Origin of the sequence: Parabacteroides hominis, assembly GCF_014287585.1 — a bacterium.
In the GTDB taxonomy this organism is placed as follows: domain Bacteria; phylum Bacteroidota; class Bacteroidia; order Bacteroidales; family Tannerellaceae; genus Parabacteroides; species Parabacteroides hominis.
Genome location: NZ_JACOOJ010000006.1, coordinates 47686 through 61448, shown reverse-complemented (window position 1 = coordinate 61448; position 13763 = coordinate 47686). Strand labels below are relative to the sequence as shown.

The window sequence follows — 13763 nt, the reverse complement described above, 5'->3', positions numbered from 1 at the left end:
TTATTATACCGATTTAATCTTAAAGAATATACAATAGGTCACCGGAAGGACGAAAATGGTCAGGATAGTCGAAACGAACAGACCTCCCATAATCGTCGCCGCCATACCGGCAAACATGGCATCGCCCAGCAACGGCAACATACCTAAGATCGTTGTCCCCGATGCCATCGTCACCGGAACGATACGGGTTTTAGTCGCCTCGATAACAGCATTCACCGGCGCCAAGCCGCTGTTAAGCTGCAAACCGATCTCGTCTACCAGCACGATCGCATTCTTGATATTCATACCGATCAGACCTAACAGACCTAACATGGCAAAGAAATCGAGCGACTTGCCGAAGACCAGCAATCCCAATACCACACCGATGAAGATCAACGGCAACATACACATGATCAAGACCGGCTTACGATAGTATTTCGGGAACAGGAACAGCAGGGTGATATAGATCAGACCGAACATCAACGGGATGTTGGCGGCAATCGCCTTGTTACCCTTATCCTGCTCGGACTGCTCGCCGAAATATTGCAGCTTATAGCCTTCAGGCACTTGTACCTCTTGTTCGATCTGTTGCCACAACTGGCTGAAAGCAGCCATTGTATTGGCGCCGCGCTTCGGTTCGCACTGCATCATCATATAACGTTGGCGATTGTAACGCTTCACAACGCTATATTCATAATCGAGCGAGAAGTCGTCGATCACCTGCTCTACTTTCACGGAACGGCCTTTGGCACTATAGACCGGCAAAGTCTTGATGTCGTTCAGGTTCATGGAATCCCGGTCAGCATCTTTCAGCAGGATCGGCATAAACACATCCCCTTCGCGATATTCGCCCAGCGGCACACCATTTGTAGCCGAACGAAGCGAATAGGCCATCTGCTGGCGGGTGATACCTAAGCGGAGGCCTTTCTCCTGCGAGTACAACGGTTTCCATACCGGAACCTTGTTTCCCCAACTGTTGCGCACTTCCATCACCATCTCGTTCTTGCGGGCGATCTCCTGTGCACGTTGCGTCAAGGCCACCAGCGTATCGATATTATCGCCTACGAAACCGATCTCGATAGCGGCATCAGGCACGGGAGACAATGCGAACAAAGCGGAACGCGTCAGGATGTCCGGATAGTTGGCTACCATATATTCATAGAACTTGTTTTCCTCGCCCTGCGCATCTTTCGCATCCTTCGTTTCGATCAGGACATTGGCGAAGTTCGGCTTCGGGCCGATAGAAGAACTTGCCAGGTAATAACGCACCGGCGAGCCTCCCAACGTGAACGAATAGGATTTGATATTCTCGTTGTTCTTCAGATATTCTTCGATCTTGATCACATTCCTTTCCACATCATCGATACCGTAACCTTCCGGGAAGATCAGGTCGGCACGGAAATACGGCTTGTTCATGATCGGGAAGAAGCTCTGCGGCATGATGCTCATGATAAACAGGGACAGGAACAGTGTCGCCACAACCGAGGCCAGCGTAATATAACGGCGTTTGATCAGGCGTCCCAGCACTTTTTCGAATTTATGATACAGCTTCGTGTCATACGGGTCTTTGGATTCACCCGGTTTCGCCTCTTTCAGGATAAAGTTGCCGAATGTCGTTGTCTGTGTCAAAGCCAACACCCAGCTCAGGCCTAATGAGACAGCAAGCACGATAAACAACGGCTTGACGATCTCGGCCACTGAAGCCGGCGCCAAGTACATCGGCAGGAAAGAACAAACAGCGATAAAGGTCGCGCCCAACAAGGCCCATTGCGGCTTGGTGGCTCCGTCGACCAACGCCTGGTAGCGTGACAGGCCGCGCTTGATGCCGACCTGCGCGTTATCGGTCACCACAATCGCGTTATCCACCAGCATACCCATCGCGATAATGAAAGCGGCAAGAGACGTACGGTTCAGCCCGACACCCCAGATCAACATGATCAGCAACGTACCGCCGACCGAGAAAAGCAGCGAACTGCCCACCAGCATTCCGGCACGCGATCCCATCACAAGGAAGATGATCACAATTACGATGAGCAACGATTCGATCAGGTTCAGGATAAAACCGTTATTCGCATCGTTGGCGATCTGGTTTTCCGGATAGATGGTTTTCAGTTCCATGCCGATCGGGAAAAGCTGCTCCATCTCTTTCAGATGGGCGGCAACCGCATCGCCGACAGCTACCACATCGTCTTTCGCACCCGTAGCCACACCGATACCGATAGCCCGTTTGCCATCCACACGCATCAGGTTGGAAGGCGGGTCCATATAACCACGTTCGATGGTGGCGATATCGCCCAGGCGCACCTCGCCGCCGCCTTTGGTGACGATCAACTGGTCGCGTATATCTTCTATACTTTTATAAGTACCTTCGGCACGCACGCGAAGCTGATAAGTCCCGGTCATGATCTCGCCGGTATTGACCAGGAGGTTCTGCGTTTGCAGGACTTGCTGGATCGAATTAGGGTCGATCCCCAAGTTCGCCAGTTTGGGTACGGAGATACGCACATTCACGACCTGCGTTTGTTCCGCAAACAGGTAGACCTTCTGCACGCCTAAGATAGGGGTCAGCTCGGTCTTGATCTTCTGCGCCCAGTCGCGCATATCGTCGTAGGTAAAACCTTCATCGGCAGTCAGGGCGTAATAGATACCGAACACGTCCCCGAAGTCGTCACTCACGTTAATGGCGGAGGCCCCGCTCGGAAGGCGGGGTTGTATGTTAGACACCTTACGACGCAATTCGTCCCACTTGACCGGCATATAATCCGGGGCTAAAGTGGGCTGCAACTCGATCGAGATCTTCGACATGCCGAAATAAGATTCAGACTTGATCTGAAAAACATCCGACATGGACTGAATTTCCCTCTCGATAGGTTCCGTTATCAATTTTTCTACCTCCTGAGGAGTAGCACCCGGATATTGCGTAACCAAAACAGCCTGCTTGATTACGAAAGGCGAGTCCTCCTTCTTCGGCAATTTAAAGAAAGAATATATACCCCCGATCAGCATCACTGCCAAAAAGAAATATATAATCTTCTTATTCTCTAAGGAATATACTGGAAGATTCATTGTTTATCAGCTTAATCTGTTAATACTTTTACCTGTTGCCCTTCAACCAGGCGGGTAGCTCCGGCAGAAACGACCTGGTCGCCGGCCTTCAGTCCTTTGGTGATCACGACATTGTCTTTTCCCACCAGTTCGGCCTCTTCAACCTGGCGACGTTCGACCTTTTGTGACTGGGCATTATAGACAAATACAAATTTGTCGTTATTTTCTTCGCTGGCTACAATGGCGGAAAGAGGCGCTAACACCGCTCCTTCGTTGAAACTTTCACTCTCGATATGCAGGACCACACGACAAGAGAAACCGACGGCAACTTTGTATTTGTCCAGATTAAATTCGGGATCGTCGATATACAGGAAGACGGGAACGCCGGAACCATCGGGAGACGCTTCCACATATTCCTTGACCTTTGCCTTGAAACGGATTCCCTTGTAGTTGTCAAACTCCACATAGATATGATAAGGAGTAGAGAAATAAGTGATGTTCGTCTCCGGCATCGTGTACTGGATCTGCAACTTGTTCGGGTTGATCAGGCAGACAATACCCTGGCCTGCCTGCACCTTCTGATAGTTCTCCACATATTTCTTCTGGATGAAACCATCGAACGGAGCACGCAGCTTGGTTTGTTCCAACTGGTTCTGCGCATATTCGAATGCAGCCTTTGCATTTGAATAGGAGGCTTCGGTCGTTTCATATTCCTGTTTGGAAATAGCCTGTTTGGATAACAGCCTCTCAGCACGTTGCAACTGTGCTTCGGCTGTTTGAAAAGAGGCCTTCTTCGCTTCATATTCCCATTTGAAGTCCTGCGGGTCGATCTCTGCCACGACCTGTCCCGTACGGACTTTTTGCCCTTCATCTACATTCAGCGAAATCAGCGGTCCGGACATTTTAAAGGCCAGGTCGCTGAACTGGTCCGGCGATACGACGCCGCTAAACGACTTTTCCACAAGATTCAATGAGGTCACTTCCGTCAGCTTTACCGGACGGGGACCTTGCTCCTTCACCGGCGGCTGACTACACGACATCAATGCTGCCAATACAAAAACGGGGATTAATTTACCATTCATGATAACTTGCATTTAGTTATTTGTTATTATTATATTCTGATTATTAATTGCATACCTTAGTTCTACACCATAGGAATACAACATCTTTTTAAATTCTATTGTTCCGGTTTCCACCGGATTTCAAAGCGTATCCTCCGATAATTTTCCGGATAGGATGCATTAAAACGACCAACTGCTCCAGTCGACCGCCTTCTCCATTTCTTTCTCCTGATCGTCGGGGATAGACGGGAAGAAGTCAATGCCTGTTACCTTTTCCACGCTGTCGACAGGTATCGCCATCGATTTCAGCGAATTATCTTTATAATCCCTGTTCTCGAAAAGGAATCCGATACTTTTATAACCTTTCTCCGTATGATAACATACTACTTTATAAAAAGATTTGGGGATCGCTACCCTATTTTTCCCCAGCCGCTCCATATCGCCTGCAATGACCGGTCCCGTAACAATCAGTAGCGAACCGTTGTCCAACGCCCACAAACGGCATTGTTCTTCCAGCTCTTTCCAGATGCCCCGGTTCAATTTCGGTTTCTGCAGGCAGATATTACTCAGATAGAAGGATTCGCGCATGGCTTTTGCAGACCATTTCATATCGCCTGCCGGAGCCAGATGCCCCCGGTCGTAGCCTGTGCGTGTATAATCTTCATTGGTTGCCGTCGCGCCTTTTACCAACGGGTCTGAAACAAACTTGTTAGAACGTTCCGTCTTTTTGCTTTTGGCTTCCGTCGCTGTCAATTCGTATGCGACCCAGTTGGCAATACGATATTCGGAATTATAAGAGACCGTATATCCCTCATGCTTGATTACCTGCTCCTGGCGTTTCACCTTTAAGCGGGGTATCTCTGTGCCTGCAGGGATTTTAAATGTCTTTGTGGAAGATTTGGCAGGGGCTTTCTTTGCTGAAATTTCTTTTACGGGGACTTCCTTCACAGGCGGTTTTTCCTGTGCGTTTTTCTCCAAAGCCACCGGTTTACGGCCTGTCGCCGGAGCAAAATAATCATATATAAACAGAAATCCTATAAAACAAGCCACTACGATAAAGGCTCCAATAAACATCCGCTTCACAGTGGAAAGGAAGGACGAAGTCTTTTGAACCTTTTTCCGCGGTTTCCTTGCGCTTTTTCTTTTTGCCATCTCTCTTGATAAAACCTATTCCTATTGGGCGCAAAAGTAGGCAATATAAAGATGCTATACAACACATGTATTGGTTTGGATTGTTAGAAAAGATGGTTTAAATGCAGTTTTTATTCTATTTCTATCTCCCCTGCAATTCCAGTATCAATTTTTGAAAATCCCCCCGATAGCCTCCTATTTTTCACTAAACCACATACAATTCTGTAATCACCGCCGCTGATTATAAAATCACCGCCGACAATTATATAATCTCCGGTGGTGATTACATAATCACCGGCCAAAATTAGGAAATACCATGCCATATAACTATATTTGTATGCAGAGAGCGAAAAGATTTTCTCATAACATTCGAAATAATTTATATACAGCAGTTATGGCAAGATATATCACACAGGAAATGAATGACCTGGACGGCAAGGGCGAGAAGCGCGTGTACTACAGGATGAAGATAGAAGAAAACATCGACGCGAACCAATTTATGGATGAGATCGCCTATCCCGGATCGGGGCTGAGCCGGGCAAGTGTGGTGTCGGTAATGACCGCCGTGGCGGAACAACTGGCACGGTGCATGGCTGACGGACGGTCGGTGACGCTCGAAGGGATCGGGACGTTCAAACCCAAATTAGGTGTAGTGAAAGACAAAGAGATAGACACGTTGGCGGAAGGAGAGCCGCAACGGAACGCACAGAGCCTTAAGGTGAACGGGGTCAGCTTCCGGGCGGACAAGAAATTAGTGCGCGACACCAACCGGCGGTGCAAGCTCACGCGTGGCGGGACAAGCCGCATCAAGTCGTCGCCCTACGCAGAGGAGGAGCGCCTCGCACAGGCTTTACGGTTTTTGGATGAGCATCACGTCATGCACGTGTCCGACTATATGCGCATCACCGGGCTGAAACGGACAAGCGCGACATTGGAACTACAACGTTTCCGCCATGCCCCATCCAGCGGGATCACCTTCTCAGGCAGCGGGAAACACAAAGTGTATATACGCAAAAAAGAGGGCTGAACGCCCTCTTTTCCCTATTTTATTCCGGAATGACAATATTATAACACAGGAATGACAAACGAGTGTTCGCCTGCTTCCAACCGTTCCATCCGGCTTTTCGACACCGGGACTTCGGCAGCCGTCCCTTCGGGGACGGAAAGGGCGACCTGAATCTTTTTTCCCTTTCGCTTCAGCGACACCTCGATCTTGCCGAAATGCGTGTCGATCGTGGCGGAGGCATCGGTCAGGGTTCCCATCTGCGGGCAGACTTTGAAGGAGCGGAAACCTGGGGAAGTCGGTTCTACACCGCATACTTTCTGGCTCAACAAGGTCAGCGGGCCGCCGCTCCAAGCATGGTTGATCGTGCCGCCGCCGAAACCGTCCGGGCCGATTCCCCATCCTTCGAACAGGGTCGTATATTCGGGGTAATTCATCATTTTCGTATAACGCTGTTTAATCCTTTCTAAGGCAAACGCCGGTTCATCCATCCGGAACAAGGCTTCGAGCACATACTTCTCCATATACGGGCTGGCATGATATTCCTTCTTCAAGACTTTAACTAAGGCAGGGTATTTATCGGCGGAAGCCAGGCCGGAAACGACGGCCATCGCCTGCGCACGGTCGTCCGTTTCTCCCTTATAGCCGGGGGAGCGATAGGCTGATCCTGTCCAGAACTTCGTGTCGAAGCATTTCTCGATGCTATACATCATGCGGCTGATCTCTTCGGCATCAGCCGTCTTGCCGAGTTGGAGGGCAAAAGCCTTCTCTGCCTTCAACGCCAAGTAATACCAGCAATTGGACAATACGCCCATGTCGATGTTCTCGCCCCAGTCACCCCAGCTCCAATCGCCGTCGCGCTCGACGACCAGGCCGCTCTTGCCGACTTGCCATACCTCGTGCAGGTAGCGGTGCATGCGGTCATAAATGCCGGCCACGAAACTGCTGTCGCCGCTATAATAATACTGGGTGTAGAAACCGTACCAGCCTACGGATGCCAGCATTTGCAACGGCAATTCCTTCCGCCAGTTGCCCGCCGGGGCCGGAGAGAAGATCACGCCGTCTTCGCGTTGCCAGTTCATCAGCTCGTGGATGCCTTTCAACGCCAGTTTATGGCTGGAGGGAGAAAGGGCATAGAAGGCCTCGCCCAATTCGTTCACCTCGTCGCCCCACCATTGCGCCCGTTCGCGATCCGGACAATCCATATAGCTGTCGCGCATCGTTATATATAAGGTACGGACCGAACGTTTCCAGAGTTCGTTCATAAACGGATCGTTGCAACTGAAAGAACCCGTAAATTCGGCATTGTAGCCGGTCTCCCTGAATTTCACGTCCAACACCTTCACGCCTTCCGGCAGGATATATTGCATCTCATGGCCGTTCATCCAGCCGTAGTTCTCATATTCCTGCACACCGTCGCGCGTGATATATTCGGCGCGGACGTTGTATTGGGAACCGCCCTCGTAGTTGTCCGTCCGGATATGGATCACCTTGCCGGCAGGAGCTTCCACTTTCAGGTAAGGAGTCACTTGGCTGTTATAAGGCAAGCGGCAATAAAGCGTATCGCCGGCAGCCGACCGGCGGACACTGGCATACGGTTTCAAGCCGTAGTCTTTCCATAAGGGTATCGGACGCTCGACCAACTTGCCTAAAGGGGCGACACCGACAGGCGAAATGATCTCGGCATTCGGCATCTTGCCCGTATAACCGGGCCGGTTCCATCCGGACATCTCCATCCGGGCATCGAAGCGGATGTTGCTTTCCGGCAGGCGGTAATTCGGATGGGGAGCATCTGTATTCTGATAGGCTTCATATACGGCGCATTGCCAGCTCTTGTCGGAAACGATCTCGATTCCGGGAGCGACCGCTTCGAACAGCAAAGCAGCCAGGCCGCTGTTCACATGGCTGAACCCGCTCTTGCCGAAATGCCAGACCAGCACGGCAATCGTATTCTCGCCGCTTTGCAGATAGGGCGCGATCTCGACCGGATCGTAATAGGTGTCGTATGGGGAAGGCCCCCGTTTCAATCCGCCTTCGAAGACGACTAAGCGGCCGTTTATCCACAACCAGTATTTGCTATCGGCAGCGATGCGGGCGGTAAGTGTTTGCGGGACCTTGTCTATATGGACGGTTTTACGGAAAGCCAGCCAGGTATTCGTCGCGCTCTGGCAACGTTCCGTATTGATCCAATGGGCTTTCCAGCCGGATTCGGCCCGGCCGGAAGCGATACATCCGATCAACAGCAGCAACAGGAAATAATGTTTCATGGTATTCTCGTTTAAAAAGTATTCATATGTGTACCTGATCCGACCGTTTCCGTCTTATCGCCGACCCGGATCTCTGCCGTACAGCCGGACGGGATCGTCACGGTGAGCGTAACCTTATCTCCCTCGCGTTTCCATTCGCTTGAAATCAATCCCCTTACGGAATGATACTCACCTTTCGCCCAATCCAGTCCTTCCACAAAATGGGGAGTGATCAGAATGCGGCGGAAACCGGGTTCGGCAGCATCGTAATTGATACCGGCAAGCTGGTTCATCATCCAGGCAGAGACATCTCCCATAAAGACATGGTTCAGGGAGGCATCCCGGAACTCAGGGCTTAGCGTCCAGGTTTCGGGCAATGTCGTATACCCCATTGTCTCCACCCAATATCCCCACGAGGGTGCTTCCGTCTTCGTGATCATCTTCATGGCATCCTCGACATAGCCGTAGCGGGTCAGCATGGCCGGAACCGATTTGCTTCCCAACAGGCCGAAATCGAGGAAATGGTTGTTGACACGCACGACCTCGCAAAGTTTATCGGCAACCAACTGCTCCTTCCCTTCCGGTACGATTCCCAAATAGAGGGCGATCGCCTGTGCCGTCTGGGTCCCTTCGGCATAGACTCCTGTTTCGGGATTGAAGAATTTACGGTTGACCAAGGCTTTCAGTTCATCGGCTTTCTGCCGGTAAGGGGCGGCATCTTTACCCAATAGTCCGGCAAAGCGGGCCATCAAGGTGTAATCTAAATAATAATAAGCCGTAGAGGTATAGGTGTTATTGGTCGTGGACTTCCAGTACACCCAGTCGCCCAGGCCGAATGTCAGGTAACCGCCGTCTTTCTCCTTCGTCTTCAGGTAATCCAGATAGCGCAACATGGCCGGATAGAGGTTCTCGATGCTGCGGGTCTCGCCGTAATAATCATACAGCGCATTCGGGATGATAAACATGGCGGCATCCCATACCGGGCCGGGCCATTCGCCGTATCCCCAACCGCTGGACGGGATAATGCCGGAGATGTCGCCGGCTTCGCGCTGGTTGTCGATAAAGTCGTTCATCCATTTCTCATACAATGTGATGCCGTCGAAACCTAACAGGCCGAGGTCGATCGCGACATGCGCATCGGCCGTCCAGCCGTTCTTTTCACGTTGCGGGCAATCGGTCGGGATGCTGTGCAGGTTGCTGCGGTAGGCTTCCATTGTCGCTTTCCATATCTTGTTCAGCAACGGATCGGAGCAGGAGAATGTTCCGACGGGTTCTACCGCCGTATGCATGAACAGGCCGGTCAGGCTCTCTTTAGCCAGGGTTACGGGAGCCGAACTTGCGACTTCCACATGCTGGAAACCGTGATAGGCGAATGAAGGCATAAAGACTTCCTCTTCGCCTGTTCCTTTCAGCGTGAACACATCCATCTGGAATACTTCTCCCGGTTTTACAGGATGATAATAGACATCGATATTGCCTGGTTCCAGCCGACCGTCGGCTTTCAGCAGTTCACCATGCTTCAGGGTGATCCGCGTGCCGGGAGCGCCTTTCACTTTCAGGCGGGACAAGCCGGCAAAGTTCTTCTCGAAAGAGAACACATAGAGTTTGTCGCTAAACTTCTTCATCGATACAGGCGGCAATTCTTCCGTAATCCGGATACCCGGCATTTGCTGGGCGACCAGCAAGGGAGCGGGAGCTTCCGTAATTTGTACCGGAGCCCACTTGCTGTCGTCGAAACCTTCCGCGTTCCAACCGCTCTCTTCCAACGTGGCGTCGTATTTGTCGCCGCTGTAGAGGTTGTTATAGGTATAGGGGCCGGTCGCTGTGCGCCAGCTTTCGTCGGTGGCGATGACCTCGGTCGTACCGTCGGTATAGCGGAGGCGCAGTTCGCAGAGCATCCGGGGACGGTTGCGCCAACGGGCAGTCTCGAAATCCCAGACGGCCTTGGATTGTACGTTGTGCCAGCCGTTACCCAAAACGGTAGCGATGGCGTTGCCGCCCTGTTTTAAGAGAGAAGTCACATCGTGCGTCACATATAGGATACGTTTGTCGAAATGCGTATAGCCCGGATCGAGGTAGTTCTCTCCTACCCGCTTGCCGTTGATAAACAGATCGTAATAGCCGGCGGCAGCCACATACGCGCGGGCTTCTTCGATCTCTTTTCCAAGTGTAAAGGCTTTGCGGAACATGGGCGCCGGCTCGAACTCCTTATCGTGGCTGTCGGTTATCCATTTTCCGCCCCAGTCGGACGGAGCGAACTTGGCCGTTTCGAAAGTGGCCGTTTCCGAAGTTTCGCAAATATCCCCGTCCTGATCCCATACCGTCACGTTCCAATAGTAGCGGGTATGCGGTTCCAGGGGCATATTGCCGGTGTACGGTTGCAAGTTATCCGGCGATGTCCCGATGCGGATTTCCGAACGGGAAGCAAGGAAGTTCTTCTCGCCTCCTTTGTATTCCCAGGTGAAACGGGGATTTTTCGTATCCAGACCGATCGGTTCGCGCAGGTATTCGGTTCGCAGGTTCACCGGAACCGTAAGCTCGTTCTTACCTTTACAACCTATCAACGAGAGAAAGGCAAGCGAGCAGATCAACAGAGTGTTTTTCTTTCCCATATCTTATCTGATTTGATTATCGTAATACTTTTACTTCGGACGGCGCATCGATCCGGCTCCGGACTTTCCCGTCGGCGCCTTTTTCGTGACGGATGGTGATCACGCCGTAAGGAGTCGGGAACGTTCCTTCCACCCACTCCAAATCACCTAAATGCGGTGTGATCCGGACAACGCGGCAACCCGGTTCCACAACCTGGACACCCAATACATATTCGCTCAGCCAGGAGGTCGGGCCGGAAGCCCAGCCATGACAGAGGCTATGGCGGAAACCTTTATAGCAATAAGCCCCGTAATCGCCATGAACATCTTTCTTGCCTGCCGGAACCGGTTCATCAATTCGGGAAGCGCCGGGCAACCAGTCTAAATTGAAATCTTCCCAAAAAGTAGTAGCCCCAAGATCTATCATCGCACCCCAATACTGGCGGATCACGTCGATCGCTCCTTGATAATTGCCGGCGGCGGCCATCGCACGAAGCATATAATAGCCATAAAAAGTAGAGAATCCATGCCCTCCATTGACTGCGAGATATTTCTGATCGGCCTCTTCCGGCTTCATCAGTCCGGCCAATGCCAACAGGGAAGCCGCCTGCTTCGAACCCGGTGCGTCCGGGGCGACACCTGACTTAAGGAAAGGTTTTATCACTTTCGAAGCGGCTTTGGTCATCCTGCTTTTCACTGCCTCGCATTCGGTCGCCAATGTATCTTCGCCCAGCACCTTACAAAGTTCGCCGCCCGCTTTCATAGCCTGTAACATCAAGGCTTGCAAGCCGGCATCGATGGCAACCGGATTTTCACTGGACGGCCAATCGAGGAAACGTCCTCCTCCGTCGAGCTTTTCCACGCCGTCTTCACCGACTTTAGAGATCAGGAGGCGAAGCAAACCGGTCAAATAGTCCCTTTGCTCTTTCAAGTAAGCCAAATCACCCTGATAATAATACCAGTCGCGCTGGATCAGCAGCCACCAAATGGAGTAACTGCACATCCCGTTCATCCATCCGGGCAACGGCGTGATATCGCGAATCAGGTCGAGGCTTTTCGGGACGACTTCATTATAACCGAAAACGGTATTTACGGTCATCACTTCCGGATGCAGGTCGCCCACCCAAACCAGGCGGTCGCGCTTGATCCCGTCCCAGAGGTATTCCTGCATATTCAGATGCACGGTGTAGGCCCCGGTCTGCCAGATTTTGTTCAACCGTTCGTCATTGCAACGGAAAGAACCTTTATAGGGAATATCACGGAAAGTAGAGATCGCACGGACCTCCTTCAAATGCAGTTCGGCAGAATCGTCCAGAAGGTCGATGCGCACAAAACGGAAACCGGAATTACCCACTTCCATGACTCCCAACCAGGGCAGGCAAATGGTAAAATCGCGCATGGCATGATCGTTGGTAGCTCCGTTTACTCCGTCTATTTCGCACATCGCTTCGCTTGCCGATTCCCCAAAACGAACACGGATGGCTATCGGTTCGTGTGAAGTCGGCATGCCGGTCACGATTTGCAAGCCGCCTTGCAGTTCTTTCCCGAAATCGAAGAGTATGGCGGGGTGTTGCCGGTCGGTACTTGTCAGGCGGCAGATCGAGCGGTTTGCAAGATCGGATTGTCCGTTTCCTGGAAGAAGCAAATGGTCTGCGCCCTGTATCAATTGGCTTTCCTGTTGCCATACGATACGCGCAGGAGGAAGATATTCACGCACACGGCTATCGCGCTGCTGGGCAAACAACGGAACGGAGATGAACAGGGATATGAGAATGAATAGTTTTTTCATGGTATATGGTGTTTATATGAATGATGATTTATCTGTTACTTTCGGCTTGACCCAAAAGTAACGGATAAATCAGCATTTACGATCATAATCTATCACAAACCGAAAGCCGGAACCAAATCATCCAGCTGCTTGTCGGTCATGCCGGCGGGTTCATATCCTGCCATGCGTGCGCTGAAATAGATTTGGGCGGATTTGCTCAGGGTGTCGATTGCGTCAAAGCATTCGATCAGGTCTTCGCCGACTGCCAGAATACCATGCTTTTCCCAGAATACGACATCGTGTTTTTCCAATTGCTTGATTGTGGCACGCGCCAGATCCAACGTTCCGGGGATTTCATAAGGAACAATACCGACTCCTTTCGGTACAATGATACGGCATTCGGGAATCATGCTCCACAACGTACGGGTGATGACGTCCGAATCCAGGAACGGTTTGCAATGCGTCATACCGATCAGGTCGGTCGGGTGCGTATGCAGAACGACTTTATTATCACGGCCCAAGCCACGCAGATAATTATGCATCATCAGGTGTGAAGGCAACTCGGAAGTCGGCAAAATCAACTGTTCGGCAATAATATCATAACTTTTGCCATCCCCGGCGATACGGATCAGGGAACCGTTGGCAAACGGGTCCTGTGCAACATAACGCATCCGTTTTCCGGTGCCGGTAACATAGAAAATATGTCCGGCAAGGGCCGTCATCGCCTCCTGTAAAGGAATAGCCGGCCCCAGTGCGGGAAGCGCTTTTTCGACGTCGCTCATCAGGTCGGTCAGGTTTACGGAAATGTTACCGCCATTGCGTTCCGCCCACCCTTTTGTCCAGAGATAGCCGGCCACTTCGGCGATACGGCCGATCTCGGCCATCAATTTTTCATTGTTTCTGATTGTTTTCATTTTACTTATATATATCTTTTTTATA

9 protein-coding genes are annotated in these 13763 nt (G+C 51.3%); 1 reads left to right on the top strand and 8 read right to left on the bottom strand.

Annotated elements, in window-relative coordinates; all coding sequences use genetic code 11:
• Positions 1-3: 3 nt before the first annotated feature.
• The 4 genes from H8S65_RS05055 to H8S65_RS05040 all read right to left on the bottom strand — a co-directional run bounded on the left by H8S65_RS05055 (position 4) and on the right by H8S65_RS05040 (position 5539).
• Positions 4-3045 (bottom strand): efflux RND transporter permease subunit, encoded by a 3042-nt coding sequence (locus H8S65_RS05055; RefSeq protein ID WP_186928925.1) that lies wholly within the window; start codon positions 3043-3045, stop codon positions 4-6.
• 11 nt (positions 3046-3056) lie between these two features.
• Positions 3057-4106: an efflux RND transporter periplasmic adaptor subunit gene (locus H8S65_RS05050; protein ID WP_186928924.1), complete on the bottom strand. Its 1050-nt coding sequence runs from the start codon at positions 4104-4106 to the stop codon at positions 3057-3059.
• 159 nt (positions 4107-4265) lie between these two features.
• The gene (locus H8S65_RS05045) at positions 4266-5237 is read right to left on the bottom strand and encodes a DNA/RNA non-specific endonuclease (protein WP_186928923.1); all 972 of its coding nucleotides are present in this window, start codon (positions 5235-5237) and stop codon (positions 4266-4268) included.
• A 110-nt stretch (positions 5238-5347) separates the two neighbouring features.
• On the bottom strand, positions 5348-5539 hold the full coding sequence (locus H8S65_RS05040; protein ID WP_186928922.1) for a hypothetical protein: 192 nt from the start codon (positions 5537-5539) through the stop codon (positions 5348-5350).
• Positions 5540-5610: 71 nt separating this feature from the next.
• Between H8S65_RS05040 and H8S65_RS05035 the strand changes: the two genes are divergently transcribed.
• Complete coding sequence (locus tag H8S65_RS05035) at positions 5611-6243, top strand: HU family DNA-binding protein (RefSeq protein ID WP_186928921.1); 633 nt, start codon at positions 5611-5613, stop codon at positions 6241-6243.
• A 38-nt stretch (positions 6244-6281) separates the two neighbouring features.
• Here the strand turns inward: H8S65_RS05035 and H8S65_RS05030 are convergent, their stop codons facing one another.
• The 4 genes from H8S65_RS05030 to rhaD form a co-directional block, all read right to left on the bottom strand.
• Entirely contained in the window at positions 6282-8486 is a 2205-nt protein-coding gene (locus H8S65_RS05030; RefSeq protein WP_186928920.1) for an alpha-L-rhamnosidase-related protein, read from the bottom strand.
• A gap of 11 nt (positions 8487-8497) precedes the next feature.
• The gene (locus H8S65_RS05025; RefSeq protein ID WP_186928919.1) at positions 8498-11077 is read right to left on the bottom strand and encodes a family 78 glycoside hydrolase catalytic domain; all 2580 of its coding nucleotides are present in this window, start codon (positions 11075-11077) and stop codon (positions 8498-8500) included.
• A 16-nt stretch (positions 11078-11093) separates the two neighbouring features.
• Complete coding sequence (locus H8S65_RS05020; RefSeq protein WP_186928918.1) at positions 11094-12845, bottom strand: alpha-L-rhamnosidase-related protein; 1752 nt, start codon at positions 12843-12845, stop codon at positions 11094-11096.
• Between the two features lie 92 nt (positions 12846-12937).
• Complete coding sequence (rhaD, locus tag H8S65_RS05015; protein WP_186928917.1) at positions 12938-13738, bottom strand: rhamnulose-1-phosphate aldolase; 801 nt, start codon at positions 13736-13738, stop codon at positions 12938-12940.
• Positions 13739-13763 lie beyond the last annotated feature (25 nt).

Excerpts from the sequence above, each read along its gene's own strand:
- H8S65_RS05030 (WP_186928920.1), bottom strand. The coding sequence starts at position 8,486 with ATGAAACATTATTTCCTGTTGCTGCTGTTGATCGGATGTATCGCTTCC.
- H8S65_RS05020 (WP_186928918.1), bottom strand. The coding sequence starts at position 12,845 with ATGAAAAAACTATTCATTCTCATATCCCTGTTCATCTCCGTTCCGTTG.
- H8S65_RS05025 (WP_186928919.1), bottom strand. The coding sequence starts at position 11,077 with ATGGGAAAGAAAAACACTCTGTTGATCTGCTCGCTTGCCTTTCTCTCG.
- H8S65_RS05040 (WP_186928922.1), bottom strand. The coding sequence starts at position 5,539 with ATGGCATGGTATTTCCTAATTTTGGCCGGTGATTATGTAATCACCACC.
- rhaD (WP_186928917.1), bottom strand. The coding sequence starts at position 13,738 with ATGAAAACAATCAGAAACAATGAAAAATTGATGGCCGAGATCGGCCGT.
- H8S65_RS05035 (WP_186928921.1), top strand. The coding sequence starts at position 5,611 with ATGGCAAGATATATCACACAGGAAATGAATGACCTGGACGGCAAGGGC.
- H8S65_RS05045 (WP_186928923.1), bottom strand. The coding sequence starts at position 5,237 with ATGGCAAAAAGAAAAAGCGCAAGGAAACCGCGGAAAAAGGTTCAAAAG.
- H8S65_RS05055 (WP_186928925.1), bottom strand. The coding sequence starts at position 3,045 with ATGAATCTTCCAGTATATTCCTTAGAGAATAAGAAGATTATATATTTC.
- H8S65_RS05050 (WP_186928924.1), bottom strand. The coding sequence starts at position 4,106 with ATGAATGGTAAATTAATCCCCGTTTTTGTATTGGCAGCATTGATGTCG.